Raw genomic sequence first — 26,641 nt, 5'->3', positions numbered from 1 at the left:
AAGGTGGCGCAATGCAGCCATCGCCATTGCCACCGGAACTCCGCAACCACGCCTTCTCCGTCTCAGCCGCACGAAACGCCGGCGTCTCGCCGTCACGCCTCCGGAGAGCGGATCTCGAGCACCCCTTCCACGGCGTTCGTGCGCCCCATCGCCCTGACGGCGGCGATCTCCTCGCGCGATGCCGCACGCTGCGTCCCGTGCTGCCAGATCGCGGGATGTTCAGTCACGCGACAGCGGCGGCACTCCACGGCCTGCCCGTACCGGCGCGCACACTCCACAGCATCCATGTGTCCGTGGCGCGTCCGTCTCGGGCGATGCGGAGGTCCGGCGTCTCAGGTCACCAGTTGGACGTCGTCCAGCCGATCGGACACCATGGACTCCCCCTCGCCGACCCGGTTGAGACCTGGGTGCAGCTGTCCTCCATGCTGACGGTCGAGGACCTCGTCGTGGCTGGGGATGCGCTCGTACGGCGAGACGGTCCCCTCGCCGACCTGCCGACCTTGCGGTCCGCGGTGGAGGGGGCCGCCGGCCGTCCTGGGATACGCCGGTTGCGGGTCGCCCTCCCTCTGGTGCGGGCGCGAACGGATTCCCCGATGGAGACCGTGCTGCGCCTGGCGATCGTGAGATCGGGACTTCCCGAACCGAACGTCAACCACGTGATCCACGCGGCGGACAGGAACTACCACGCCGATCTCGCCTACCCGTGGGCGCGCCTCGCGATCGAATACGACGGAGAGCAGCATCGCCTGGATCGACGGCAGTATCAGGCGGACATCGACCGGCTCTGGAGCATCGAGGCGGCGGGCTGGCAGATCGTCCGCGTCAACCGCACCCATCTCGCTGACGGTGCGGAGAGCGCGATCACCCGGATCAGAGCGGCACTGGCATCCAGCCGCCGCGACACGTCGTCCGCCACGGGACGGTGAGGACGTGTCGCGACGTCCGGCTCACGCAGGGAGGGCGCAGGAGTCGCCGTCGCAGGCCGCGGCGGAGACGTCACCGAGCGGGATGAGGCTGAACGGCGCCACGACGGGCGCACCGCCCGTCGCGGTCTGGTCGCCGACGGTGAGGGCGCCGTCACTGGCGATGCCGTCAGCGGCTACGCCGTCAGTGGCGATGCCGTCGGTGTGGGCGCCGCTCATGCGGACGCCACCTCGCGCTCGCCCCAGACCTGCTCGAGCACCTGGGCGAACGTCGCGGCGTCCTGAGCGCCGGAGACGCCGTACTTGCCGTCGATGACGAAGAACGGGACCCCGTTGATGCCGAACTCGGTCGCCGTGCGCTGGTCCTCGCGGACGTCGGCGAGGTACTGCTCGGACTCGAGGGCGGCGAGGGCCGCCGCGCGGTCGAGCCCGACCTCGGCGGCGAGGTCGGCGAGGTCTTCGACGCGGCCGACGTGGCCGCCCTCGACGAAGTAGGCCTTGAAGAGGCGCTCGGCGAGTTCGAGCTGCTTGCCGTTCGCCTTGGCGAAGTGCAGGAGCTCGTGCGCCTTGACGGTGTTGGTGTGCTTCAGGCTGTCGAAGTCGTAGTCGAGTCCGACGGAGGAGGCGATGCCGCTCACGCGCTCGAGCATCTGCCCGACCTGATCGGCAGGGATGCCCTTGTGCCCGGCGAGGAAGTCGACCTCGCTGCCGTCGAAGTCGACGGGGGTGTCTGGGGACAGCTCGAAGGAGTGGTACTCGACCTCGACGCCGCGGCCGACGCCCGCGCCCGCGAAGAGGCCGGTGCCCGCCTCGAACTTGCGCTTGCCGATGTAGCACCACGGGCACGCGATGTCGGACCAGATGTCGATCTTGATGGGTTCGCTCACGTCGGGTTCAACGTCATGCAGCGCTGCACCTATTCCGCGGTGACCGAGATGCCCGGGGAATCCACCGTCGGCGTGTCCACCGCACCCCCGAAGCGGCGGCTGCGACGTGCGTACAGGTCGACGGCCTCCCACAGATCGGTGCGGCTGAAATCCGGCCACAGCCGGTCGAGGAACACCATCTCGGCGTACGCGCTCTGCCACAGCAGGAAATTGCTGGTGCGCTGCTCCCCCGAGCTGCGGACGAACAGGTCGACGTCGGGCATGTCCGGAAGGTAGAGGTGGCGCTGGATGGTCTTCTCGCTGACCGCTGAGGGCTTCAGCCTGCCCGCAGCGACGTCCTCGGCGATCCTGCGCACCGCGTCCGCGATCTCGGTGCGGCCGCCGTAGTTGACGCACATGGTGAGAGTGAGCACGTCGTTGCCCGCGGTGAGCCGCTCCGCGTACTGCAGCTCCTTGATGACCGACGACCAGAGCCGCGGTTTGCGGCCGGCCCAGCGCACGCGCACGCCCCACTCGTTGAGCTGATCGCGTCGTCGGTGCAGGACGTCGCGGTTGAACCCCATGAGGAACCGCACCTCGTCGGGCGAGCGCTTCCAGTTCTCCGTCGAGAAGGCGTACACGCTGAGGTGCTTCACTCCCAGCTGGATGGCACCGGCGACGACGTCGAGCAGGGACGCCTCCCCCGCGCGGTGGCCCTCGATGCGGGTGAGCCCCTGACGGTTCGCCCAGCGCCCGTTGCCGTCCATGACGATCGCCACATGCTCCGGCACCGCAGAAGCGGGGATCGCGGGCGGGTACACACCGGTCCAGTCGAGGGGGCGGTACTCGACCGCGTCCTTGTGGGTGAACGGCTTGGGGCTCATGCGCTCCCCTTCTCATCGTGGTGCACGTGCTGCAGCGACCGGAGGCCGCGCTCGAGGTGCCATTGGGTGTAAGCGGATACGACGCCGTTCGCCTTCGAGCGGGTCGCGTCGTCGGCCGCCTCCGCCGCGGCCCAGTCGCCGGTCAGCAGCGCGCCGAGCAGGGCGATGGTGGCGGCGTCGACGCGCGGGGCGCCGCTCGGCGCGCACTCCGGGCAGACCACGCCACCGAGCTGCACGACGATGTGGTCGTGCGGGCCGGGGCGGCCGCAGCGCGAGCAGTCGAGGAAGCTGGGCGCCCAGCCGGCCAGCGACAGTGCGCGCAGCAGGTACGAGTCGAGCGTGAGCGTCGGCGGGTGCTCGTTGCGGGACAACGACCGCAGCGCCCCGACGAGCAGCAGGTACTGCTGCAGCGACGCCTCCGCGTCGGTGAGCCGGTCCGCGGTCTCGACCATGGCGTTGGCCGCCGTGTAGCTCGCGTAGTCCGCCGCGATCAGCGCGCCGTAGGCGCCGAGGGACTCGGCCTGCGTGATGACGTCGAGCGTGCGGCCCTCGTAGAGCTGCAGGTCGGCGACCATGAACGGTTCGAGCCGCGAGCCGAAGCGGGAGGCCGTGCGGCGCACGCCTTTGGCCACCGCGCGGATCTTGCCGTGCTGACGGCTGAGCAGCGTGACGATGCGGTCGGCTTCACCCAGCTTGTGGGTGCGCAGCACGACGGCTTCATCACGGTAGACAGGCACCCCTCCAGTATCTCGCGTCCAGCCGACAGCCTGGCGCAGCACCGCATGGTAGAAGTGACTGTGAGCACGACCGCCGCCCTGACCATCCCCCTGTGGGGAGACCTCGTCGCTGTCGGTATCGGCAGCCTCCAAGGGGCGATGTTCGCGTCCGGTTTCCGGGATCGCCGGCTGGATCTGCTCGGTATCGCCATCATCGGCGTGGCGACGGGGGTCGGTGGCGGTCTGCTGCGCGACCTCCTCCTCAACGTGACTCCGGTCGCCCTCCAGTCGAACTGGTACCTGCCGGCGACGGTCGTCGCGGCACTGCTCGGCATGCTGCTCGTGCGCCTGTTCCGCCGGCTGGATCCGCTCATCACCTTCCTCGACGCGCTGACGATCGGCCTGTTCGGCGCGATCGGCGCGAGCAAGGCGCTCTCGCTGGGGCTGCCGGAGGTCCCGGCGATCTTCGTGGGCGTGGTCGCGGCGGTCGGCGGGTCCATCCTGCGCGACGTGCTCCTGAACCTCCCGATCGCGCTGATGCACGTCGGCTCCCTGTACGCCGTCGCGGCGGGAGCGGGGACGGTCGCGCTCGTGATCCTCGTCGATCTCGGGGTGCCGCTGACGATCGCCGCGCTCACCTGCGTGATCGTCACGCTGACCATCCGCCTGCTCGCCGTCCGTTTCGGCTGGAGTCTGCCCGAGCAGCGCGAGCTCGGGCGCCTTCCCCGCGTGCGCTGGCCGCGCCTCGTCCGCCGCCCGGGCGAGACGCACGTCGACGAGCGGACCGACACCGGGGCGATCCCGCGCTACCGCATCGACAAGCCGGACCCCGACACCGACGTCTGACGACGAACGAACGACCGGAACGACGGAACGCCGCCCGCGAGGCGGACGGCGTTCCGGGGACCTGCTGCTCAGGCGGAGACGAGCTCCGCATCCTCGGTGTGCCCCGCCGACGCACGCACCGCGCGGTTGACGGCGGAGACGACGGCCTTGAACGATGCGGTGGTGGTGTCGGCGTCGATCCCGACGCCCCACAGCCGCACACCGTCGACGTCGAGCTCGATGTACGCCGCGGCGAGAGCGGACTCGCTGGCCGAGAGCGTGTGCTGCGAGTAGTCGTAGAGGTGGGCGTTGATGCCGCGTGCGTTCAGGATGTCGAAGAACGCCGCGATCGGCCCGTTGCCCTCTCCGGTGACCTTCGACACGGTGTCGCCGTCGCGCAGGGTCGCGGTGAGGGTCACGTGGTCGCCGGACTCGTTCGTCGTCGACGTGCTGCCGAGCTCGAAGCGTCCCCACTTGGCGTCCGCCTCGGTGGCGGGAGCCGGCAGGTACTCGTCCTGGAAGACGTCCCAGATCTGCTCGCTCGTGACCTCGCCGCCCTCGGCGTCGGTCTTCGCCTGCACGACCCCGGAGAACTCGATCTGCAGCTTGCGCGGCAGGTCGATCGCGTGGTCGGTCTTCAGCAGGTAGGCGACGCCGCCCTTGCCGGACTGGGAGTTGACGCGGATGACGGCCTCGTAGCTGCGGCCCAGGTCCTTCGGGTCGACCGGCAGGTAGGGCACGGCCCAGACCAGGTCGTCGACGTCCTTGCCCGCCGCGGCGGCCTCGGCGGCCATCGCCTCGAAGCCCTTCTTGATGGCGTCCTGGTGCGAGCCGCTGAACGCGGTGAAGACCAGGTCGCCGCCCCAGGGGCTGCGCTCGTGAACCGGCAGCTGGTTGCAGTGCTCGACCGTGCGCTTGATCTGGTCGATGTCGCTGAAGTCGATCTGCGGGTCGATCCCCTGCGTGAACAGGTTCACGCCCAGCGTCACCAGGTCGACGTTGCCGGTGCGCTCCCCGTTGCCGAAGAGGCAGCCCTCGATGCGGTCCGCACCGGCCATGTAGCCGAGCTCCGCGGCCGCGACCGCGGTGCCGCGGTCGTTGTGCGGGTGCAGCGACAGGATGACGTTCTCGCGGTGGTTCAGGTGGCGCGACATCCACTCGATGGAGTCGGCGTAGACGTTGGGGGTCGCCATCTCGACCGTCGCCGGCAGGTTGATGATGACCTTGCGGTCGGGAGTGGGCTCGAAGATCTCGATCACCTGATTGCAGATGTCGGCGGCGAACTCGAGCTCAGTCCCGGTGTAGCTCTCGGGCGAGTACTCGTAGTAGATGTCGGTGCCGGGGACCATCGACTCCATCTGGCGGCAGAGGCGCGCTCCGGCGAGGGCGATGTCGACGATGCCCTGCTGGTCGGTGCGGAACACGACGTCGCGCTGCAGGATGCTGGTCGAGTTGTACAGGTGCACGATGGCCTGCTTGGCGCCGACCAGCGACTCGTAGGTGCGCTTGATCAGGTGCTCACGCGCCTGGGTCAGCACCTGGATGGTGACGTCGTCCGGGATGGCGCCCTCCTCGATGAGGCTGCGCACGAAGTCGAAGTCGGTCTGGCTCGCGCTCGGGAAGCCGACCTCGATCTCCTTGTAGCCCAGGCGCACCAGCAGGTCGAACATGATCCGCTTGCGCTCGGGGCTCATCGGGTCGATCAGGGCCTGGTTGCCGTCGCGCAGGTCGACCGCGCACCAGCGCGGCGCCTCGGTGATGCGGTTGGCCGGCCACGTACGATCGGGCAGGTCGACACGGATCTGCTCGTGGAACGGACGGTACTTGTGGATCGGCATGGCGCTCGGCGCCTGCGTGTTCTTCATGGTCTGAATTCTCCTCGCGGGGTGGTGTGGAGAGCCGACGACGAACTCCGCGACGAGGGAGGCCCGGAACTAGGACTCGTCGCGGCAGCTAAGAAGGAGCAGACCGTACACAGCATCGAGGGTACCACGGTCGCTCACGAGCGCCCCCGCGCGAGCGAGGCCGCCTGCCCGACCGAGAGGTCGGGGAGGTAGGCGCGCACCAGGCCGATGCCGATCTCGGGCAGGGCCACGGGATCCGGGTACGCCATGATCAGCGGGTGCAGCTCCGGCTGGAACTTCTGCTTGAAGTTGAGCAGCGAGCGGAAGCCGTAGACCGGTTCGAGCGAGCTGCTCAGGTAGCCCAGGATCCGGTCCATGCCGCTCTTCTCGGCGTCGGGCGTCCCCGCGGTGTGCGCCAGCGGCGCAGCCGAGAGGCTCATGAACTCGACCCCGTCGGCCTTCATCCGGGTCGCGGCCTCGGCGATGAGGAACTCCATCACGCCGTTGATGCTCCCGGGCCGGCGGCGCATGAAATCGAGGGTCCAGCCGATGACGACGCCGTCGCGCCACGTCGGCAGCCAGCTCGTGACGCCCTCGATGCGGCCGTCCTCGTCGATCGCGAGCATGAGGCGCACGGCGGGATCCCGCAGCTCGTCGATGCCGCCGAGCGTGAAGCCCATCTCGGGGAGGTCCTTCTCGGCGACCCACTCTTCGGAGATGTCCGAGATCTGGACGGTCGCGCTGAGCGGGAGCGCCGGGTACGACGTCCACTCCGCACGGATCCCGGCCCGTTGCGCCCGGTTGATGGACGTGCGCACGTCCTGCCATTTCTTGCCGGTGGTCGCCCAGTTCTGCGGCCGGATGACCGTCTCCTCGGCGACGGTCATGGTCGACCATCCCATCCGCTCGAACAACGGCTCGTACTCGTCCTCCACGCTGTAGAAGACGGGGATCCAGCCGTTGTCGTCGCAGAAGCGGGCGAAGCGCTCGATCGCGCCTTCGTGCGGCGGGGCCGCGCCGAACGGTCCGCCGGTCGTGATCGCGACACGGCCGACGACGCGGTAGGCGATGGCTCCCCCGTCCGTCTCGTCGAACCAGTGGCTCGTGCCCGGCCAGGTGGCCATGAAGGAGAGGGCATCGCCGCCGCCGCGGGTGAGCAGCCCGCGCACCCGGGCGGCCTCGTCGGCGGATCGGCCGACCACGCTGCGGCCGAGCATCGGCGGGATGGCCGCCACGATGACGATCAGCCAGAACAGCGTTCCGATGTTGTGGTAGACGATGGTCGCGAGCGGGGTGGTGGGGAGGTACTGCACCGGTTCGCGGCGCAGGAAGCTGACCGGGACGAATCGCTCGAACACGTCGTCGAGCAGGTCGCCGATGTCGATCGGCCGGGTGAACCCGGTGTCGCGCTGCAGCCAGCCCACGAAGACGTACAGGGCCGCCAGGCCGAGGCCGGCGATCACCACGGTGAACAGGTACCGTCGCACGGCGCGGGCCGTGGGCAGCACCGGGAAGTGCCGGCGCAGCACGATCAGGAGGATCGCCATCACGAGGGGGACGGCCGCCGAGATGGCGAGGATCGCCGTGACCTCCCAGTAGCGCGGCGAGACGGCGGCGCGCGCGCCGCCGGCGACGGGCAGGATGCCGAAGTACAGCATCGAGAGCACCGCGAGCAGACCGTTCACGCCGACCCCGAGCCAGACGGCGAACCGGCGGCCGCGCAGCAGTCCGAAGGCGGCGACGAGGAGGACCAGCAGCGGGAGCACCGACAGCAGCACGGGTCCGAGTCCGTTGATCCGCTCGAGCGTGATGTCGCGAACGCAGTCGCGGGTCACCGCGAACGCCTGGCAGCGCTCGAGCACGTTGCCCCGGTTCGCGACGTCGTCGCTGAACAGCAGGGCGATGGGCGAGAGGAGGCCGTAGCGCGACCGCGTCAGCAGACCGATCACCGGGCCGATGGCGGTGACGGCCACGGCGGAGGCCAGCAGCACCCGGATCTCGTGGTGGGAGCTGCGCCGCCAGCCCCGCACCCGTGCGCCGCGGTTCAGGAGGGAGCCGAGGGCGAGGCCCGCGAGCACCGCGAGCAGCCGGTCCAGGTCGGACGGGAACCCCGAGTAGAGCACGAACATGATCGCGATGAGCAGCGTCAGGACGCGGATGCGGCGACGCCACAGCGGCCCTGCGAATGCGCTGGCCGTCATGATCGTGCCGGCGATCGCGGTGAAGACGTCGAGGGCGACGAGGCCGTGGACGTTGCGCGCCCACATCTCGCCCGTCTGGCTCCCGATCAGCTGCACGGCGGAGCCGACGACGATGCCGACCACCGGGGTGACCACGAACGCGAGCGCGGTGCGCCAGGTGCGCATCAGATGCTCGGACGCGCCGACCAGGAGCACCAGCAGCACGAGGCCGAGGATGAGCTCGGCGAGATCGCTCGTGAACAGCACCGAGGTGAGCGGCGACCACCAGTGGCCGTCCGCGATCTGCGCGGCGCCGGTTCCGACCCAGATCCGCAGGGGCCGGTGCGGCCCGTGGAGCGGACCGGTGACGAGCGCGAGCACGAGGACGAGGACCGTGACGCCGAGCGTGAACGGATAGCGCGCGACGATGCGTCCGACGCGCTCGAGTGGACGCTCGCCCGTCTGGATGGCCAGGGCGCCGGTCAGCGGCAGCGGCTCCCGCGGCCGTTCGGCCCCGCCCTGCTCCGCCTGTTGCTCCGCCCGTTCATCCGGCGGACGGTTCGGCTCCTGCTCGCTCATCCCTCGAGCCCCATCTGCCGGGCGATGGCCGGGAACCCGAACTGCAGGGTGTGGCGCACCGTGTTCCAGTCGTGGGCGGAGCCCGGGGAGATCAGCAGCTCACTGTGGATGCCCGCCTTCGTCGCGGCGGCGTCCAGGGTCCGGGCGAACGCGGTGTACTTGGTGTCCTCCTGGCCGACGCCGAACACGATCGTCGAATCCTTGTACGGCGCCTTGGCCGCCATCATCGCGAGCGGCTGCGCGGCCTCGTAGGCCTTCGCCGACCCGCCGAACCCGGTGTCGATCGTCTGCGTGCGATCGCCGAGGGTGGGACCGAGCTCGCTGGACGAGGCGAGGGCGGAGCCGAACAGCTCGGGATGCCCGGTCGCGAACTGCACCGCGCAGGTCGCGCCCTGGGAGTAGCCGAACACGCCCCAGGCCGCCGGGTCGCTGCTGACCCGCAGGTGCGACGAGACCCAGGCGCGCACATCGGTGAGCAGGTACGTCGCGGAGTTCCCGTACGCCCGGGAGTCGACGCACATCGGGTTGCGTCCCGGACCGCCCAGCTGATCGGCGGCCACGACGATGGGCGCGTACCCGCCGTGCGCGGCGGCGAACGCATCCATCGCCGGTGCGATCCGCCCCGCGGTGAACATGTCGGCCGGCGCCCCGGGCTGCCCGGAGAGCGCGTACAGCACCGGCAGTGCCGGCGGCTTGTCCGTCAGTGCGATCGGCGGCAGGTAGACGACGGCCGAGCGCGCCGGGAAGTGCGACTCGGACGCCGGGATGCGCACCGTTCCGACCTCCCCCTTGGCCGGGATCGTCTGGCCGGGCGTCGCCGTCGAGGCGTAGTCCGTGCCGATGTCGAGCACCTCCCCCCGCTGCGCGTGCAGGTCGAGCGCCTTGTACGGCACGACCCCCAGCGCGTCGTTGAGATCACGGTACGCCCCGAAGTCGACGTTGATGCCCGCCGCGGCGGTGACGAGGAAGACCGGGATGCTGACGATGGCGATGAGCTTGCGCCACCAGCGCGAGCGGAACAGGTTCGCGATCGCGAGGCTCACCCCGGCGAAGCCGAGCACCGCCCAGAGCGTCGTCACGGGGGTCAGTCCGACGCCGAAGACGTTGAACACGTCGTCCGCCAGCCAGACCACGAGCCAGCCGACCAGACCGCCGACCACGGCGGCGATCAGACCGGCCGCCGTGCGGCGCGCCGTGGGGCGCAGGAGCAGGTAGAGCGCCAGCACCGCGGCGACGATGTCGAGGGTGATGAGGAAGGGCGGCTTGTCGATCCTCAGCGTCATGAGCCAGTTCAGGGCGGTTCCTCTCATCGGTGCGCTGCCATTATCCGGGTCACAGGTGGTCCAGGGCTGGAGCCGTGTTCAGGTTCAGGAAACTCGGAGGCTGCTATTCCACGGCGAGGGCGGCGACCGGGGTGATCCGCGTGGCCCGGCGCGTCGGGGCGAGCGAGGCGAGCACGGCGAGCAGGGCGCCCGCACCCGCCACCAGCCCGAGGTAGGCCCAGGGCAGCACGGGGATCACGAACCCGCCGCCCGGGATGCCCCCGAGCAGCGACTGGGCACCCGCCCAGCCGTAGACGCTCCCCAGCAGCAGCCCCGTGACGACGCCCGCGACCGTGATCTGCACACTCTCCGCCAGGATCATCCTGCGCACCTGCCCTCCCGTGAAGCCGAGCGCCCGGAGGAGCCCGAGCTCCCGCGCGCGCTGGAGCACGCTGAGGGCGAGGCTGTTGACGACGCCGACCGCTGCAATGATGGCCGAGAAGCCCACCAGCACGCTGAAGACCACCATCACCACGGTGAGGACATTCTCAACACCGGCGTAGGCCTCGGGCTGCTCCCTCGCGGCGTCGCGGATCATCTGGAGCCAGGACTGCGCGGCGACCACGAACATCGTGACCAGCGTCACCCCGATGACGAGCCCGATCGCAGTGCGCGAGCTCCGCTCCGGGTTGCGGGTGGCGTTCGCCGCCGCGAGGCGGCTCGCGGCCCCGCGGCCGAGGAGCAGACCGGCGAGCCGGAGCACCACGGGCAGGAACAGCGGCGCCGCGAGCACGATACCCGTGAACGAGAGGATGCCTCCGGGCAGCGCGACGAGCACGCCGTACGGGCCGAGTCCCTCCAGTCCGGGGGTACCCGCGAACACCCGGAGTCCGAGCAGGACGCCGACGAGCAGCAGCGCAGCCCCCACGACGATCAGGCCGAGCGACACCGCGATGCGTGCACGGGAACGGATGGCGGCCACGGGTCGCTCCTCCGCCGCGCCGAGGGCCTGGATGGGAGACACGGCCAGCACCCGCCGGCTGCCGATCCACGACGCCAGCCAGGTCGTCAGCGCGACCACGACGACGGGCACGAGGAGGGACGGTGTGAGCACGGGGTACGGCACGTCCGGCAGCACGCCCGTCGCGGTGAGCAGCCGCGTGGCGAGCAGCGACAGCGCCGCGGCGCCCGCCCCTCCGGCGATCGCGCCGATCACGCCGACCGTGAGGCCTTCTCCGGCGACGGAACGGCGCTGCGCGTGCGCGCTCGAGCCGATCAGGCGGAGCAGCGCGATCGTCCGGGTGCGGCCGGCGATGATCGTGGCGAACGTGTTCGTCGTCACGATCGCCCCGACGTAGACGGCGATCACGAAGAAGATGCCGGAGACGATCGACAGCGCGATCTGCGCGGTCGTGCTCGCCCCGAAGTCGGTGGCCGCGATGTACGCGCCGAGCACGTTCGTGCAGGCGAGCAGCGCGACGCCGAAGGCCGAGCTCAGGGCGGCGACCAGGATGCTCGCGCGATGCTCGCGCGCATTGGCGCGGAACGCCCGGATCACGCCGACGCCTCCATCCCGAGCATGTACGACGAGATCTCCTCGGCGGTCGAACGCTCGCGCTCGGCGACGACACGTCCGTCGGCGAGGAAGACGGTGCGGTCGGCGAAGCTCGCCGCGATCGGATCGTGGGTGACCATCGCGATGCTCTGCCCGTAGGTGTGCGCCGCCTCCCGCAGCACGGAGAGCACCTCGCGCCCGGTGCGGGAGTCGAGGTTACCGGTCGGCTCGTCCGCGAAGATCAGGTCCGGCCGCGTCGCCAGCGCACGCACGATCGCGACGCGCTGCTGCTGACCGCCGGACAGCTCGTGCGGACGGTGGGTCAGCCGCGAACCGAGGCCGAGCGACTCGATCAGGTGGTCGATCCACTCGCGCTGCGGCGCGGTCGGCGCGCGGCCGTCCAGCTCGAACGGGAGGTGGATGTTGGCCCGCACGTCCAGGGTCGGCACCAGGTTGAAGGACTGGAACACGAACCCGATCCGCCGACGCCGCAGCAGCGTGAGCTCGGCGTCCGGGAGCGCCGTGATCTCCGTGTCGCCGAGGAAGACGCGTCCGCTCGTCACCGAGTCGAGCCCGGCCATGACGTGCATCAGCGTCGACTTGCCCGATCCGCTCGGCCCCATGATGGCAGTGAACCGGCCCGCCGGGATCCCGATGGTCACGCCGTCGAGCGCGGCCACCCGTCCGGCTCCGGATCCGTACGTCTTGGTCGCCGCCTCGACGCGGGCGACTGGAGCGGCGGCAGGAGCCGCAGAGGTGGAGGCGGGCGGCTGTGCGGAGGTCTCAGTCATACCTCCACGCTAGGAACCCGCGCCTCCGCGTGAATCGCGCTGCGGGGCCATCCTGTATCCGTCGGGAGGATGATTCCGTGTTGGCGAACCTGACCCTCCGGGCCGGACAGGGCCCGGCCCGGAGGGCGTCAGCGAGTGGTCAGCTCGCGCAGGGCTTCAGTGCCGCCACGTTGTCAGACAGCGACGCCGTGCCGCCAATGACGACCACCTTCTTCACATCCAGTTTCTTCAGCGCGTCCAGCGTCGCCTTCTTCACACATTCCTGCGGCGAGAAGAAGATCGGCGACGTTGCCGTGCCCGCGAGGACACCTGCGCCGAGCGCGTCAGGGAAGCCCAGTCCGCTTACCAGGTATGCGACCGACGATGTGTTCGGGAAAGCCCGTGCCATCGACTTGTTCGCCAGGTCGTAGGTGTCGGAGCCATCGAGTCGCGTGGTCGTCGAGACAACGGACTTCAGACCCGAGAATACCGACGCATTGATTTTGGATGTTCCGCCGATTGCACGGATCTCCGTGGTACCCATCGCGCGGATGAAGTCGATCGACGCCTGGTCGAGACCACCGACGGCGCCGTTGATTGCGAGTACGGGGGCTTTGCTCGAGATCGCTTCATTACCTGCGACGAGTGCTGTCGCCCAATCCATCGAGTCGACGACGTAAAGCAGAGGCGCCGACGTGAAGGCGGAGCGGATGGTCGCGCGGGAAGTCTCAAAACGGTCGATGCCGCCGATACGACTAACCGCTGCGGCGGGAACCGCAGACTTGATCGACGCGAGTACGGCGTCTGTGACCGAAATCGTCCCTCCAACGACGCGCACCTGCGCGGGCGAAAGTCGCTGCAATTCCGCCTTCGTCGCGTCAGGCAGAACGTCGGACCGCGTGAGTAGGAGCGGACCACCGAGCTTGGCAGCGGATGCTCCGGCGGAGATCGCGTCGACGTACTGTTCGCCGGAGACGACGTAGACGGCCGGGGCGGTCTGAGGGAATCCCGCTTTCGAGACCTCGACAGCGGTGGTGAACCGGTCCACGGCCGCAACCCGATCCGCTAGCACCGTCGTGGCGGCGGTCCACTGCTTGTTCGCAGCGCTCGACGGAGCGCCCAAGATCGGCGCAGATGTGGCCTGCGCACCCGCTGTTACCAGCAGACCGGATTCGACATGTCGAATCACGACGGCGTCCTTCACCGCGACGGCAAGGAACTCGAATCGCTGAGCGCTGCTGTCGGCGGCACAGGCTTGGAACACCAATTCCGAGCTCGCTGCGGCGGGCGACCTCGTCAGGCAACGGTCGGTCTGCGGATCGCGCAGCAGGAAGATCTGAGGTGCGACCTCCCGAAGCTCCCACGTAAAGGTGCGACCCGTCGTGGCTACGTTGGTGAAAACCATTCCGCGTCGGTCGTCGAAGGTCGCGATGGGCTGAATGTCATCGGCGACTCCCGCGATCCAGTCACCAGTGCCGTCAAGGCGTGTCGCGAACGCGCCATTGTGCTGCTGATCTGTCGTTCCGATACAGTTCTGCTGCCAGGAGCGGCTGTTCAGCGCAACAAGCTCGGGACCGTTTGCAGTCGTGCGAATCGCGGGCGCACCGCTGTCTCCGAGGCACAGACTCGCGTCGCTTCCGCCGGATACCTCGATCTCGCCTGCCTCCACACTGGCGATCGCGAACACCGCCTTGTGCGGCTGCTTCGGCACCCACTCGGTCTTCGTCCGCCCATACCCCGTGAACTCGAGCTGCTCACCGGGAGCCGGTGCAGACTGCGCAATGCGGTACGGGACGGCATCGAGTGCAGGTGTCTGGAGACGGGCCAGGACCAAGTCACGACCATCAGACGCCGGGTATCTCCTGAGGTCGGTGACGGCGATGCCCTTGTTGTCACGCCAGGACGCGTCCTTGCCGAGGAGGACCTTAGCAGCGAGCTCCGGCTTTCCGTCGCTCAGGAATTGATGATCCTCGGGGTTCGGCGTGAAACAGGATGCTGCAGTGGCGACCCACGAGAGGTCGACCACTGCACCTGTGCACGTTCCATAAGCGGTCACGACTTTGACAACGCTAGGGGTCTGATCGTTGGGCACAGCTGTTCCATTGGTCAATGCCGCGGCAGGGGCGATTACAGCTCCCGCGACCATGGCGCCGACGATCGCGGCACCGACAACGTACTTGCGTCTGGTTGTTCTGGACATCTCTCGTTTCCTCATGCTGTTCGTCATCCGACTCGGAGCTCGACGACGACGACACCCGTCTGCTCGGCGCTGGTGTCGACGTAGACGGGCTTGTCGGCAGGAACCACCACGGTTCGGGTCGTCAGGTCATCGGTCGTCGTCGCCGTGACGGCGTGCTTCTTAGGGGCTTTCACCAGGTACGAACCGGGGATTTCCATCGTCAACCAGCCCTTGTCGCCGGTGAGCCCGAAACACAGCTTCGGATAGTCGTCCCGACTGAAGTCGCCAGTAGAACTCTCGACCGTGATCTGTTCCTTCAACGGGTCGCACGGTTGATGAATGATGTTGCCGTCGCCCTCCTTGAGAAGGATGTTGAATTCGACAGCGATCCGGCCCGCACCGGGATGCTGGAAGTTCTCCACCGTGAAACCGGCCTCGAGCGGCGCAGAATTCGCACGTTCGACCGTGTAGCCGGGCGCGTCACCGCCCGCTGACGTGCTTTGCACGTCCGAAAGCGATCCCACTCGAACCGCCGCCTGCTCGTCTTCGGCGGAATAGGCGGCGAGCGGCATCGCGATGCCACAGAACGCCAAGGCTGTGCCGGCCAAGAGCAATGCCAGCGCCCTTCTCATTTTCGTGTTCATATTCCTTGTCTCATTTGCGCGCAGCGGCACCGTCTGGTCGGTCGCTGATTATCACGGGTTCGTCTATCCGACGTGGATCTTCTCCAGCTTCTTCACCGCCGCCTTGGCTTCGCTGCCTAGCCGATCATCCGGACTCCGGGAAAGTTCGCGAAGTCTGGGAAGGGCCTCTGTCGCCTTACGCGAACCAAGGGCATTTGCGGCGAATGCGGCGCGCTGGAAGTCGGCGCCGTCGAGATCGGCGAGCAGGGCCGTGACGCCGGCGCTTTGAGTCTCCTGCTCATATCGAGTCCTTCGGAGGCGATACAGAGCGTCCTCGACCCTCGCAATTGAGGGGCGATCGGGCCAGTCCTCGGTCGTCGAAGAGAGGAGACTCTGGATGTCCGGAATGAGGTCGACGAGCTTGCGATTCACAGCAATTCTGGCAGCGCGCTCTAGCGAACCGGGGTATCGCAAGCCCTCAGGTTTCAGCAGCAGTCTCACAACATCTGAGATCGCGGGGTTCCTTGATTTCGCGAAGAAGTTGTCATAGATCATCGGCATCAAGGGCAGATATCTCGGAACTGCTGCCAGGCCCGCGAGTTCGTCGAAGTTCTCGGCTGTCGCTACGTGCGATATGCCGGACATGAGTTGCCACCCCGCATCCGTATCCACATCGGTCGCTCCGTCAATGACACGCCTAAACACACCGATCCAGAACCGTGTAGCTTCGGCATCCCTTCCTGTCCGTGAGAGGACAATGCTCACGTCAATACAGAAGGACTCGATCTCATCCGGATCCAACCGATTCTGCAAGTCGTCTGCCCACTCTCGATAGATTGCGTGGGTTCCGGCGTCAAGCGCTCGCAGTCCTTGAGATTCGATCTCGTGATACAGACCTTCCAATCCCTTTAACACGGGCTCGTACCTCTCGTCACTCTGGATGTTGGCTATAAGCAGTGAGTTAGGACATTGACGCTTGCATTGCTGGCAAGCGCGCTTGCCACGCCTGCGCCTATCTTCGTGGGCTGGCTTCCACATCTCACAAAGAGGTGGTAGCTGCCGGTTTGGCTGCCCTTCGCAATGAAATCGATCGCGTCCCGGATTTGAGACTCGATGTTCGGCCCGCTGAGGCGAGCCACATTCTTTGATTCGAAGATGGCTCGCATGCCTCCTTCTGAGTACCACCCGTCGGTGATTCGCACAGTCCCCGGCCTTGACGCGGATGGATACCCGAACCGTGGGGTATAGCGATCCAAGTTGGGAATCCCAAAGCCCCCCGGCGCCTTCTCGATCTTCGAGTGCATCTCCGCCTCGCCCCACTGCCCGATCTGGTTCGAGTTCTTCTTCCCGGTGGGAGCCAGGCCCGGGTTCGGCACCGACGGTGGCGGGAACCGGCAGCTCGCCGCGACGCTTTGCACCTCGGCGGCCGCGCGATCGGAGGTCCAGTAACCAGCTGTCTGCGCAGTCGCGCCTGACCCGTTGTCGAATCGGAAGGAAGCACCAGGGACAGCGCATGTGCCCGGTATCGTCTTCGCCTTGCCCTTCGCACTGCTGATTGCTTCGAGCGCTCGCGCGTAATCTGCCGCGTGATTGACGATCTTGGGCGCGATTTTGGCGAGCAGGGCAACGACGGAGCCAAGTTTGACGAGCTTGCCGATCGGGATGGCGCTGGCGAGGGCCATGATGCATGCGCCGATGTCACCCTTGGTGACGCAGTTCATGATGTCGGTGACGCCGATGACGTCGAGGAGCAGCTGGCCGCCCTCCTTGAGGATCATCTGCCAGACGTCACCCTTTTTCAGCGTCTCGTAGGCCTTCTGCAACTCGTCGACCGCTGTGGCTCCGCCCGAAGCCTGAACTGCCGCGAGTTCGGCGTCGGTCGGCTTGTCACCGGCAGTCTTCGCGTCTACTGTCGTGTACCGATTCGCTTCGTCCTCGGAACGCTTCTTCTCGTCCGCGATCGCCGTCGCTTCCGTTGCCGCCTTCTCCGCGGCTGTCGCGTCTTCTCCGGCCCGTGTCGCCGATGCCGCCGCCTCGGACGCAGCAGCGGACGCAGCTTGCGCCGACGAAGCCGCCTGCTGGGAGTAGGCAGCGGCCGTAGCGGCCTCGGCTGCTGCCGCCGCCGCATCGGCGCGCGCCTGGGTTGCAGCCTGACGCGCCTGTGTGGCAGATGCTGTTGCCGCTTCAGCCGATGCCTGCGCCTGATTGGCGTATTCATCCGCCTGCGCGGCTGAGACCTGTGCCGCATTCGCGTGTTCACGTGCTTCGGCGGCGTAGCGAGCGGCATCGGCGGCGGCCTTGCGCGCTTTGGCCGCAGCCTCCTGCGCTACTGCTGCAGCCTGATGAGCCATCGCAGCATCTGCCGCACCCTGAGCCAGGAGCCCCTCCATTGCCGCAACATGCGACGCGCTGGCCTGATCGCGCGAGGAGGCCTCGTGGCGGCCGTCTGCGAGGAACTCGATCAAGCCGGAGTCGGTGCCAGCGAGAGCCACCTCGATCGCGACTTCGAGCTCGGGGCCAGCACTGGGCAGCATCGCCGCGGTCGCGCGGCGACGATCGACGAGCTCAGCGGCTGCGAGGCCGCTCGACAGAAACTCGCGGACGGCGGCCGGCGACGGCGATGCCAGCGCCCGCTCCGCCGCTTCCCGGACCGCCGACCCCGGCGATTGGAGCATGGCCGCAACCGTGGCTCGATCGTCGGCGATCGTGAGCTTCGCGAGCTCCGTGTCGAGCAGCTCGTCCACGACGTCGTCGCCGCCCTCGACGGCCTCCTGAGCCGCAAGTGACACCGACGGATTCGGGTGCTCCACCAGGAGGACGGTCCTGGTCCAACGATCCTGACGCTGCGCCGCCGCCATGCCTGCGACGATGAACTCCTTCAGCGCTTCCGGCCCACCCACGAGAGCCCGCTCTGCCGCGGCACGCGAAGCCGCTCCCTCACCGGCGGAGGCCACGCCTGCAACCGCGCGCCGCATCTCGACGACCTTCTGACCCAGATCTGTGCCTGGAACAGAGAGCTCGTCAAGCAGGCGTCGGCTGTCCGCTGCAGCGGCAATCGACGCCTCGCGGGCGCTTTTCGCCTTCGCGGACTTCGCTTCTTCGGCCGCACGTTCTTCCGACGCCGCCGCGATGAGGAAGGCGCGCTCATCTGCGAGACGGTCCTGTTCGGCAGTCCGCGCCACGTCGAATACTTCCCGCGCTTTGGCCACCGCCGTCGTAGCGTCATCAGCGGCTTCCGTGGCACCGTTCGCGTACTCGGTCGATTTCGCGGCAGCTATCTGCGCATTCCCTGCGTGCGCCGCCGCTTCATCGGCGGCAGTTGCGGCTGCATTCGCGTGGTCTCGAGCGTCGAGCGCGGCCCGACGTGCGTCCTGAGCTGCGCTCCGCGCTTGCGCCGCGAGGGAGTCGACGGAAGCGGCGGCGGTCTGCGCCCGCGCGGCAGCTGCTTGGGCCCGCGCCGCGGCAGCACGCGCCTGCTGCGCAAACTCCGCCGAGACACCTGCAGCCTCCGCTGCCGTTGCTGACGCGGTCGCCGCCGCCGCTGCGTTCTGGCCGGCGCTCGCAGCCGAGGTCGCCGCAGCGGTCGCCGCGTTCGTCGCTTCAAGCGCTTTATCGACAGCGTCCGCCGCCGCTTGAGCGCCGCGTGCCGCTTCTCGCGCGTTCTCCGCCGCCGTGCGGGCTCCGGCGGCGTTCGTCGCATCCGTCGCCGCGCTCGCCGCCGCTTGCTGTGCGGAGGCGGCGGCCTCGGACGCACGAGCAGCCGCGCTGGCCGCATTCGCGGACGCCTGCGCGGCCTGGCCCAGCGCCGCGCGTGCCTGCTGCGCCGCGTTCACCGCCTGCGCTGCGGCCGTCGCCGCCTGCTCAGCCAGCGACGCCGCGCGCAACGCTGCGGAGCCAGCGCGCTCACTTGCCCCCTGGGCGGCCAGCGCCTCTGTGGCAGCACGTTCGGCTGCCTCCTTCGCTAGTCGCGCGGCCTCAATGGCTTGGGCCGACATCTCTTGTGCCTGGGCAGAGAGCTCGACCGCCGTGGCGGATGCGCGGGACGCCTGAGCGACGAGCGTGCCGATGGTGGTCGCCTCGTCATCACGCGCGGCAGCGACAAACTGCCCGTATCGCAGGTAGGCACGAAGGCCATCCGGGTCGTCCTCCCGGTCCAACGCCTCCTGCGCGCCCGCGGCGACCGAGGGCGACGCGTTGAGAAGTTTGGCCACCTCCTTGCGCAGGTCTGTGTACTCCGCTGCGTCCCGCTGATTCCATAGGAAGTTCTGGATGGCGGCGTCGGTCCCGAGCTTGATGGCCTTGGCGGCCGCCTGCTTCACGATCGGTTGACCCGAAGTGGCGAGCCGGGCCGTTTCGGCCCGATCGTCGAGGTACCACGCCTTCTGCCACTCCGTCGCGACGAACGCCTCGAGCGCCGCACGAGTGCCGGCGGCGACGGCCTTGCGCGCAGCCTCGCGCGTGAAGGACCGGCCGGCAAGCGACATCTGGATCGCAAGCGCGCGATAGTCCTGAACGATCGCCGCGTACTGGCCCTCATCAAGGAACTGCTGGAACGCCTGGTTCGACCCGCTCAACGCCTCGCTGGCGGCCGCGGCGGTGGCGGTTCCGCCCTGCTTCCAAAGACGGAGCGCACCCGCTCGGTCAGTCGCGGGTGCGACCACGGCGAACAGCGAAGTCGCCGGAGCTGTCGCCGCCACCGCGGGAGCCGACGTCTGCCAGAGCAGCTGAGCCGGGATCAAGGATCCGACTATCGCGCCGATCGCGACTGCGGCGATGCCCAGTCTGGCTCTCACTTTTCTGCGCTTTCGAGCAGCCCTCGTACCCACGTGCTCCCCCATCTTGCATCTCAGCACCAGAGGAAACATAGCAGTTCATGAGAGAACGCACATAATGTTTGCAACAGGCGCAGACAGAGCCCGCCCGAACGATGACTGACCCGCTCTGACCAGGCGGTCCGTCAGTCCCCCGCACCCCCGGTCAGCCCGTGCTCGAACGCGTAGACCACCATCTGGACCCGGTCGCGCAGCCCCAGCTTGGCGAGGATGCGGCTGATGTGCGTCTTGACGGTCGCCTCGCTGAGGAACTCGGAGCCTGCGATCTCGGCGTTGCTGAGCCCGCGCGCGGCGAGGACGAAGATCTCGCGCTCACGCGCCGTGAGGGTGGCGAACTCGACGGGCTGCGGTCGCTCCGCCCGCCCCTCGGAGAAGTACTGGAACAGTTCCCGGGTCGCGCCGGCGGCGATCACCGCGCTGCCGGCATGGACGGTGCGGATCGCCGCGAGGAGGAACTCCGGCTCGGCGTCCTTGAGCACGAAGCCGCTGGCTCCGCCACGGATCGCCCGCGCCGCGGCCTCATCGAGGTCGAAGGTCGTCAGCACGACGATGCGCGGCGGTGTGCGTCCCTCCCGTTCGGCCTCGGCGATGATCGCGGCGGTGGCGGCGATGCCGTCCATGACGGGCATGCGGATGTCCATGAGGACGACGTCCGGTGCGACGGTGCGGGCGAGCTCCACCCCCTCCTGGCCGTTCGCGGCCTCGCCGGCGAACTCGAGGTCGGGCTGCGAGCCGACGAGCATCCGCACGCCCGCCCGGAAGAGCGCCTGGTCGTCGACCAGGAGCACCCGGATCGGGGCGGTCGCGCTGCCGCTCATGCGGCGCCGCCCGCGGGAAGGAACGCGGAGACCACGAACACGCCGTCGGCCGGACCGGCGGAGAGCGTGCCCCCGGCCAGGGAGGCGCGCTCCCGCATCCCGGGCAGGCCGTGGCCGATGCGCGGGAGCATCCCGGTCGACGTCTGTTCGGTGGACGGGTGCTTCATGGTGTTCCTCACGGTGATGACGATGCCGGGGCCGCCGTCGCCGGGAGCGGCTTCGGCGAGCACGACGACGGCGGGATGGGCGGTGTCGCCGTGCCGGAGCGCGTTGGTGAGCGCCTCCTGCACGATGCGGTACGCGGCGATCTGCTGGGCGGAGCCGAGCCCGTCGTGCGACCCGAGCCGCTCCAGCACCACCGGCAGACCGGCCGCCCGGATCTGGTCGACGGTCTGGACGACGTCGTCGAGGCCCGGCTGCGGGCCCTCCGGCTGCGACTGGCGCAGCTCGGCGAGCAGGATGCGCACGTCGCCCAGCGCCGATCGGGCGGTCGCGGCGATGGTGGTCAGCGCCTCGTCGACCGCGTCGGGATCGGCGTGCCGCGCGTACCGGGCGCCGTCCGCCTGCGCGATCACGACGGCGAGCGAGTGGGCCACCACGTCGTGCATGTCGCGCGCGATGCGGGTGCGCTCCTGCTCGACGACGACGACCTCCTCCGCGCGGTTGCGGTCGAGCTCGGCGACGGTCTGCGCGTAGCGCGAGAACCGGGCGGCCCGCCACGTGCGCATCAGCAGTCCCAGCACCCACGACAGCCCGAGCACGGTCGCGCTGACGACGAACAGGAAGGCGAACTGAAGTGCGATGCTGGTGATCGCCGTCGAGAGCAGGTCGTAGTAATTCTGCGACAGCGCGCTGGTCACCGACAGGTACAGTGCGGCGACGAGCGCCCCGAGGCCGGCGGACACCAGGCCCACCCAGCGCACGACGCGATCGCCGTAGGCCGCCGTCGCGTACAGCACGAGGAGGACGCCCAAGTCGCTGGCGAGCACGGTGTTGCCCGTCGTCATCTGGATGACGGCGGCGAGCCAGGCGAACGCCAGCGCGACGACCGGCGACATGCGGCGAAGGGCGACGGCCACGGTGAACACGGCCAGCACCACCACACCGGAGCGGCTGCCGTCGGCGCTCGCACCGAGCACGTTCGCCGTGTCGATCACCAGGCAGACGATCGCGAACGCCGCGGCCCCGGCGATGTCGAACGTCAGCTGCGCCCGGCTGAGCCGGCGCACCAGCCCCGGCCGGTCGGGGTCGCCGTCCCGGACGATCGCACCGCCCGACGACGCCAGCCAGACCAGCACCGAGCCGCGCTGCGTCGCGCCGCCCGCCGTGGCCCCGGCCGGATCGAACGCGCGCTGACGGGCGACGAGGTAACCGAGCAGCCAGGCGATCAGGAACGCCACGATCATCAGGAGGCTCATGAGCAGCAGCCCGACGCCCTGGCTGGTGTAGTAACCCGCGATGACCGGGCCGAACTGGAGGAACTTGAGCTCCCCTCGCACCGTGAACAGGTAGGCCATCGCCGGACCGATCAGGATGGCCGAGCCGAAAGCGAACCAGCGGAGCACCCGTCCGCCGTGCGCGGCGATGCCGAAGACGGTGGCGAACACCGCCACCGCGCCGATGACGCGGAACGCTCCCGGCAGCGGATCCGGCTCGGTCAGCTCCAGCAGGATCGCGGTCCACACGATTCCGAGAGCGACACCCGGGAGCACCCGGGACAGCGCGACGGCAGCGCAATAGAACAGCACGGCGAGCCCCGACAGCGCGGTCGGGAGCCCCGCCAGCAGCCACGAGACGAACAGCAGCGCCGCGACGGCCGGCTCCAGCACCCAGCGGTGCGGAGCGAGCGCGCTCAGGAGGCGGGTGCGGTCGGGCATGCCTCTACGGTACGGTCCCGGGCGCACGCGCGACGCATCCGGAAGCGCGAATCATCCTCCGGATGTACGCCGGATGCACGTCTGATGCACTCCGCGTCAGAACCCAAGCCGTCCCAGCTGCTTCGGGTCGCGCTGCCAGTCCTTCGCCACCTTGACCCGGATCGACAGGAACACGTGCCGCCCGAGCAGCGCCTCGATCGGCTCCCGGGCTGCGGCGCCGACGTCGCGGAGACGGCTGCCGCCCTTGCCGATCACGATGGCCTTCTGGCTGTCGCGCTCGACGAAGAGGTTGGCGTAGACCTCCACGATGTCCTTGTCGTCGCGCTCGACGATGTCGTCGATCGTCACGGCGAGCGAGTGCGGGAGCTCGTCCTGCACACCCTCCAGGACCGCCTCGCGGATGTACTCGGCGATGCGGTCCTCGAGCCCTTCGTCGGTGATCGCGTCGTCCGGGTACAGCGGCCCGGGAGACGTGGGCAGAAGCTTCATCAGCTCGCCCGCGAGGGTGTCGAGCTGGATGGCGCTGGTGGCGGAGATCGGCACGATCGCCTCCCACTCGCGCAGCTCCGCGAGGGCGAGCAGCTGCTGGGCGACCTGCGGCCGGCTCGCCTTGTCGATCTTGGTGACGATGGCCACCTTCTTCGCCGAGGGGTAGTCGTCGAGCTGCTCGTTGATGAAGCGGTCGCCTGGGCCGATCTTCTCGTCCGCAGGGACGCAGAACCCGATCACGTCGACATCGCCGAGGGTGGACTGGACCAGCGTGTTCAGGCGCTCGCCCAGCAACGTCCGCGGGCGGTGGATGCCCGGCGTGTCGACCAGGATGAGCTGGCCGTTCTTCTGATGCACGATGCCGCGGATGGCGCGGCGGGTCGTCTGCGGCTTGGAGCTGGTGATCGCCACCTTCTCGCCGACGAGGGCGTTGGTGAGTGTCGACTTACCGACGTTCGGGCGGCCGACGAACGACACGAATCCGGCGTGGTACTCGGTCACGGGCGTACTTCCTTCTCGTGTCTGTCGTGCTTCTCGTGTCTGTCCTGCTTCTGGCGCTTCTCGTCCGGGCGGCGCGCGAGCACGCGCTCGTCGGGCGCCGGGAGGAGCGCGGTGTCGCGCTCGACCAAGACGCTGCTGACGTGCTTGTGGCGGCCCTCGATGCGGTCGACGGTGAACCGCAGACCCTCGAACGAGACCGTCGAGCCGACCTCCGGGAGACGGCCCAGGGCTTTGGAGACCAGACCGCCGACGCTGTCGACGTCCTCGTCGTCGATCTCGAGGTCGAAGAGCTCGCCGAGGTCGTCGAGCGGCAGACGGGTGGCGATGCGGTAGCGTCCCTCACCGAGCGGCTGGACCAACTCGACCTCGTGGTCGTACTCGTCGGAGATGTCGCCGACCAGCTCCTCGATGAGGTCCTCCAGGGTGACGAGCCCGGCGATGCCGCCGTACTCGTCCACCACCATCGCCAGGTGGTTCGACTCCCGCTGCATCTCGCGCAGCAGGGCATCCGCCTTCTGCGACTCGGGCACGAAGAGCGCCGGGCGCGCGATCTCCCCCATCGTCAGCTCGTCGGCCCCGAGCGGTCGTTCGAAGCTCAGCTTGGCGACGTCGCGCAGGTAGAGCACGCCGACCACTTCGTCCGGGTCGCCGTCGATCACCGGCATGCGCGAGACGCCCTTGCTGAAGAACAGCCCCATCGCCGTGCCGAGACCGGCCGACGTGTCGAGCGCGATCATGTCCGTGCGCGGGATCATCACCTCGCGCACGACGGTGTCGCTGAACTCGAAGATGGAGTGGATGAGCTCGCGGTCGTCCTCCTCCAGCACGTCGAACTCGGTCGCCTCGTCCACGATGCTGAGCAGCTGCTCCTCACTCGTGACCGGGGCGGACCGCGCGCGCGACGGCGTCACCCGGTTGCCGAGGGCGACCAGTCCGCCGGGGATCGGCCCGAGCACGACGCGCACGAACCGGACCAGCCCGGCGGTCGCGCGAAGCAGCACGGTCGAGTTGGCACGCCCGACGCTGCGCGGGCTCGCTCCGACCAGCACGAACGACACGCCCGTCATGATGAGGGCGGCCAGGATCAGCGAGATCCACCACTCCTCGAAGATCTGCTCGAAGGCCAGGGTGACCAGCACGGCGGCGGTCGTCTCCGCGATGATGCGGCTGAAGTTGACGGCGTTGAGGTACGGGCCGGGATCGTCGGCGATCGCCAGCAGCGCCTTCCTCGACCGCGAGGTCTCCGCGAGGTCGGCGATGTCGCCGCGCGACTGCACCCCGAGGGCGGAGTCGACCGCCGCCATCAGGCCGCCGAAGGCGACGAGCAGGAACGCGACGACGAAGAAGAGCGCCGGGAGCATCCGGCCCCCTAGCGCTGTCGGTCGTAGCGGGCGAAGCCCACCAGGATGTCGCGCTGGATCCCGAACATCTCGCGCTCCTCGGCCGGCTCCGCGTGATCGAAGCCCAGGAGGTGCAGGATGCCGTGGGTCGTCAGCAGCAACAGCTCGTCCATCAGCGTGTGCCCGGCCGTCTCGGCCTGCACCTGCGCGACCTGCGGGCAGAGCACGACGTCGCCCAGCAGGCCGGCGGGCGACGGCTCCTCCTCGGTGCCGGGGCGGAGCTCGTCCATCGGGAAGCTGAGCACATCCGTCGGGCCGGGCTCGTCCATCCACTGCACGTGCAGCTGCTCCATGGCGGCCTCGTCGACCAGCACGATCGCCAGCTCCGCGTCGGGGTGGACGTGCATGATGTCGAACGCGTACGCGGCGAGGCGCTGAAGGGCGGCCTCGTCCACCGCGATCGTGGACTCGTTGTTGATCTCGATGCTCATGGCGGCCCTATCGTCGCTTCGGGAGGTGGTCGCGCGCGGCACCGCGGCGCTCGGCGCGGTTGGCGAACTCGGCCGCCTTCTCGCGCTCGTACAGCCGCGCCTGCTGCTTGGCGTCGAACTCGGTGTAGGCGTCGACGATGCGGCCGACCAGCGTGTGCCGCACGACGTCGTCGCTCGTGAGCTGGGCGAAGTGAATGTCGTCGATGTCCTTGAGCACCCGGGTCACGAGCCGCAGGCCGCTCGCGGCGTTCGGGAGGTCGACCTGCGTGATGTCGCCGGTGACGACCATCTGCGAGCCGAACCCCAGGCGGGTGAGGAACATCTTCATCTGCTCGGGCGTCGTGTTCTGCGCCTCGTCGAGGATGATGAACGAGTCGTTGAGGGTGCGCCCGCGCATGTACGCCAGCGGGGCGACCTCGATCGTTCCCGCCGCGAGCAGCTTCGGTACCAGCTCCGGATCCATCATCTCGTTGAGGGCGTCGTACAGCGGACGCAGGTACGGGTCGATCTTGTCGGTGAGCGTGCCGGGCAGATACCCGAGCCGCTCGCCCGCCTCGACCGCCGGGCGCGTCAGGATGATGCGGCTGACCTCCTTGCGCTGCAGGGCCTGCACCGCCTTCGCCATCGCCAGGTACGTCTTGCCCGTTCCCGCGGGGCCGATGCCGAACACGATCGTGCTCTCGTCGATGGCGTCGACGTACTTCTTCTGCCCCAGTGTCTTCGGGCGGATCGCCTTGCCACGCGCCGTCAGGATCGCCTGGCCGAGCACGTCCGCCAGGTTCAGGTTCGTGTCGGTGTCGAGGATCTTCGCCGACGTGGTGACCTCGGCCGGGCTGATGTCCTGGCCGTTGCGCACCAGCTGCAGCAGCTCCTCCAGCAGCCTGCGCGCGGCCTCGACCTGCGTCGCGTCGCCGCTCAGGGTGATCTCGTTGCCGCGCACGTGCACGCTGACGAGGGGGTACTGCCGCTCCAGCGTGGTCAGCAGGCGGTCCTGCGGTCCGAGCAGACGGACCATCTGGACGCCGTCGACATGCAGACGCGCCTCGGCGGCCCCGTTCGACGCGGCGCCCGCCTCGGGCATCGGTTC

Annotated in this window: 22 protein-coding genes; 2 read left to right on the top strand and 20 right to left on the bottom strand. The window is 68.9% G+C overall.

From position 1 onward, the window contains the following. Positions 1–92: 92 nt before the first annotated feature. A complete protein-coding gene (locus ACFVU2_RS09225; protein WP_387873193.1) occupies positions 93–227 on the bottom strand; it encodes a hypothetical protein in 135 nt (44 codons plus the stop codon). A 117-nt stretch (positions 228–344) separates the two neighbouring features. Between ACFVU2_RS09225 and ACFVU2_RS09220 the strand changes: the two genes are divergently transcribed. Beyond that, positions 345–926 (top strand): endonuclease domain-containing protein, encoded by a 582-nt coding sequence (locus ACFVU2_RS09220; protein ID WP_387873191.1) that lies wholly within the window; start codon positions 345–347, stop codon positions 924–926. A gap of 21 nt (positions 927–947) precedes the next feature. On the opposite strand, the gene ACFVU2_RS09215 is transcribed toward ACFVU2_RS09220, so the two are convergent. From ACFVU2_RS09215 to recO, 4 genes are read right to left on the bottom strand one after another with little or no spacing between them, the layout of a single operon-like run. Beyond that, a complete protein-coding gene (locus tag ACFVU2_RS09215) occupies positions 948–1,142 on the bottom strand; it encodes a hypothetical protein (protein ID WP_387873189.1) in 195 nt (64 codons plus the stop codon). After that, positions 1,139–1,810, bottom strand: a complete 672-nt coding sequence (locus ACFVU2_RS09210) for a DsbA family protein (protein ID WP_387873187.1) — start codon at positions 1,808–1,810, stop codon at positions 1,139–1,141. Before ACFVU2_RS09210 ends, ACFVU2_RS09215 begins: the two co-directional genes overlap by 4 nt. Positions 1,811–1,839: 29 nt before the next feature. Further along, complete coding sequence (locus ACFVU2_RS09205; RefSeq protein WP_387873185.1) at positions 1,840–2,673, bottom strand: isoprenyl transferase; 834 nt, start codon at positions 2,671–2,673, stop codon at positions 1,840–1,842. After that, the gene (gene recO / locus ACFVU2_RS09200) at positions 2,670–3,410 is read right to left on the bottom strand and encodes a DNA repair protein RecO (RefSeq protein ID WP_387873183.1); all 741 of its coding nucleotides are present in this window, start codon (positions 3,408–3,410) and stop codon (positions 2,670–2,672) included. Before recO ends, ACFVU2_RS09205 begins: the two co-directional genes overlap by 4 nt. 45 nt (positions 3,411–3,455) lie before the next feature. On the opposite strand from recO, the gene ACFVU2_RS09195 reads away from it, so the two are divergent. Next, the gene (locus ACFVU2_RS09195) at positions 3,456–4,235 is read left to right on the top strand and encodes a trimeric intracellular cation channel family protein (protein ID WP_387873181.1); all 780 of its coding nucleotides are present in this window, start codon (positions 3,456–3,458) and stop codon (positions 4,233–4,235) included. Between the two features lie 68 nt (positions 4,236–4,303). On the opposite strand, the gene leuA is transcribed toward ACFVU2_RS09195, so the two are convergent. The 15 genes from leuA to ACFVU2_RS09120 all read right to left on the bottom strand — a co-directional run bounded on the left by leuA (position 4,304) and on the right by ACFVU2_RS09120 (position 26,635). Further along, the gene (leuA, locus tag ACFVU2_RS09190; RefSeq protein ID WP_387873179.1) at positions 4,304–6,079 is read right to left on the bottom strand and encodes a 2-isopropylmalate synthase; all 1,776 of its coding nucleotides are present in this window, start codon (positions 6,077–6,079) and stop codon (positions 4,304–4,306) included. A 134-nt stretch (positions 6,080–6,213) separates the two neighbouring features. After that, a complete protein-coding gene (locus tag ACFVU2_RS09185) occupies positions 6,214–8,817 on the bottom strand; it encodes a bifunctional lysylphosphatidylglycerol flippase/synthetase MprF (protein ID WP_387873177.1) in 2,604 nt (867 codons plus the stop codon). Next, complete coding sequence (locus ACFVU2_RS09180; RefSeq protein ID WP_387873175.1) at positions 8,814–10,127, bottom strand: alpha/beta hydrolase; 1,314 nt, start codon at positions 10,125–10,127, stop codon at positions 8,814–8,816. The genes ACFVU2_RS09185 and ACFVU2_RS09180 overlap by 4 nt, the downstream gene beginning before the upstream one ends. Before the next feature lie 76 nt (positions 10,128–10,203). Continuing rightward, the gene (locus ACFVU2_RS09175) at positions 10,204–11,637 is read right to left on the bottom strand and encodes an FtsX-like permease family protein (protein WP_387873174.1); all 1,434 of its coding nucleotides are present in this window, start codon (positions 11,635–11,637) and stop codon (positions 10,204–10,206) included. Beyond that, the gene (locus tag ACFVU2_RS09170; protein WP_387873172.1) at positions 11,634–12,425 is read right to left on the bottom strand and encodes an ABC transporter ATP-binding protein; all 792 of its coding nucleotides are present in this window, start codon (positions 12,423–12,425) and stop codon (positions 11,634–11,636) included. The genes ACFVU2_RS09175 and ACFVU2_RS09170 overlap by 4 nt, the downstream gene beginning before the upstream one ends. 139 nt (positions 12,426–12,564) lie before the next feature. Further along, positions 12,565–14,604: a cell wall-binding repeat-containing protein gene (locus ACFVU2_RS09165; RefSeq protein ID WP_387873170.1), complete on the bottom strand. Its 2,040-nt coding sequence runs from the start codon at positions 14,602–14,604 to the stop codon at positions 12,565–12,567. Between the two features lie 23 nt (positions 14,605–14,627). Beyond that, entirely contained in the window at positions 14,628–15,227 is a 600-nt protein-coding gene (locus ACFVU2_RS09160; RefSeq protein WP_387873168.1) for a hypothetical protein, read from the bottom strand. A 63-nt stretch (positions 15,228–15,290) separates the two neighbouring features. Then, entirely contained in the window at positions 15,291–15,971 is a 681-nt protein-coding gene (locus tag ACFVU2_RS09155) for a hypothetical protein (protein ID WP_387873167.1), read from the bottom strand. Positions 15,972–16,153: 182 nt separating this feature from the next. Then, the gene (locus tag ACFVU2_RS09150; RefSeq protein WP_387873165.1) at positions 16,154–19,945 is read right to left on the bottom strand and encodes an ALF repeat-containing protein; all 3,792 of its coding nucleotides are present in this window, start codon (positions 19,943–19,945) and stop codon (positions 16,154–16,156) included. A 218-nt stretch (positions 19,946–20,163) separates the two neighbouring features. Beyond that, positions 20,164–20,856 (bottom strand): response regulator, encoded by a 693-nt coding sequence (locus ACFVU2_RS09145; protein ID WP_387873163.1) that lies wholly within the window; start codon positions 20,854–20,856, stop codon positions 20,164–20,166. Next, positions 20,853–22,733, bottom strand: coding sequence for a sensor histidine kinase (locus ACFVU2_RS09140; RefSeq protein ID WP_387873161.1), 1,881 nt, complete (start codon positions 22,731–22,733; stop codon positions 20,853–20,855). The genes ACFVU2_RS09145 and ACFVU2_RS09140 overlap by 4 nt, the downstream gene beginning before the upstream one ends. Positions 22,734–22,829: 96 nt before the next feature. Beyond that, entirely contained in the window at positions 22,830–23,723 is an 894-nt protein-coding gene (gene era / locus ACFVU2_RS09135; RefSeq protein ID WP_387873159.1) for a GTPase Era, read from the bottom strand. After that, positions 23,720–25,084 (bottom strand): hemolysin family protein, encoded by a 1,365-nt coding sequence (locus ACFVU2_RS09130; protein WP_387873157.1) that lies wholly within the window; start codon positions 25,082–25,084, stop codon positions 23,720–23,722. The genes era and ACFVU2_RS09130 overlap by 4 nt, the downstream gene beginning before the upstream one ends. A gap of 8 nt (positions 25,085–25,092) precedes the next feature. Beyond that, positions 25,093–25,554: an rRNA maturation RNase YbeY gene (gene ybeY / locus ACFVU2_RS09125; protein WP_387873155.1), complete on the bottom strand. Its 462-nt coding sequence runs from the start codon at positions 25,552–25,554 to the stop codon at positions 25,093–25,095. 7 nt (positions 25,555–25,561) lie between these two features. Then, entirely contained in the window at positions 25,562–26,635 is a 1,074-nt protein-coding gene (locus ACFVU2_RS09120) for a PhoH family protein (RefSeq protein ID WP_387874414.1), read from the bottom strand. Positions 26,636–26,641 lie beyond the last annotated feature (6 nt).

Origin of the sequence: Leifsonia sp. NPDC058194, from assembly GCF_042883605.1 — a bacterium.
GTDB lineage: Bacteria > Actinomycetota > Actinomycetes > Actinomycetales > Microbacteriaceae > Leifsonia.
Note: the sequence above shows the minus strand (reverse complement) of the source record. Positions and strands in the feature narration are given on the sequence as shown.

Excerpts from the sequence above, each read along its gene's own strand:
- ACFVU2_RS09120 (WP_387874414.1), bottom strand. The coding sequence starts at position 26,635 with ATGCCCGAGGCGGGCGCCGCGTCGAACGGGGCCGCCGAGGCGCGTCTG.
- ACFVU2_RS09140 (WP_387873161.1), bottom strand. The coding sequence starts at position 22,733 with ATGCCCGACCGCACCCGCCTCCTGAGCGCGCTCGCTCCGCACCGCTGG.
- ACFVU2_RS09170 (WP_387873172.1), bottom strand. The coding sequence starts at position 12,425 with ATGACTGAGACCTCCGCACAGCCGCCCGCCTCCACCTCTGCGGCTCCT.
- ACFVU2_RS09165 (WP_387873170.1), bottom strand. The coding sequence starts at position 14,604 with ATGTCCAGAACAACCAGACGCAAGTACGTTGTCGGTGCCGCGATCGTC.
- ACFVU2_RS09205 (WP_387873185.1), bottom strand. The coding sequence starts at position 2,673 with ATGAGCCCCAAGCCGTTCACCCACAAGGACGCGGTCGAGTACCGCCCC.
- ACFVU2_RS09130 (WP_387873157.1), bottom strand. The coding sequence starts at position 25,084 with ATGCTCCCGGCGCTCTTCTTCGTCGTCGCGTTCCTGCTCGTCGCCTTC.
- ACFVU2_RS09215 (WP_387873189.1), bottom strand. The coding sequence starts at position 1,142 with ATGAGCGGCGCCCACACCGACGGCATCGCCACTGACGGCGTAGCCGCT.
- ACFVU2_RS09195 (WP_387873181.1), top strand. The coding sequence starts at position 3,456 with ATGGTAGAAGTGACTGTGAGCACGACCGCCGCCCTGACCATCCCCCTG.
- ACFVU2_RS09145 (WP_387873163.1), bottom strand. The coding sequence starts at position 20,856 with ATGAGCGGCAGCGCGACCGCCCCGATCCGGGTGCTCCTGGTCGACGAC.
- ACFVU2_RS09160 (WP_387873168.1), bottom strand. The coding sequence starts at position 15,227 with ATGAACACGAAAATGAGAAGGGCGCTGGCATTGCTCTTGGCCGGCACA.
- ybeY (WP_387873155.1), bottom strand. The coding sequence starts at position 25,554 with ATGAGCATCGAGATCAACAACGAGTCCACGATCGCGGTGGACGAGGCC.
- leuA (WP_387873179.1), bottom strand. The coding sequence starts at position 6,079 with ATGAAGAACACGCAGGCGCCGAGCGCCATGCCGATCCACAAGTACCGT.
- ACFVU2_RS09185 (WP_387873177.1), bottom strand. The coding sequence starts at position 8,817 with ATGAGCGAGCAGGAGCCGAACCGTCCGCCGGATGAACGGGCGGAGCAA.
- ACFVU2_RS09180 (WP_387873175.1), bottom strand. The coding sequence starts at position 10,127 with ATGAGAGGAACCGCCCTGAACTGGCTCATGACGCTGAGGATCGACAAG.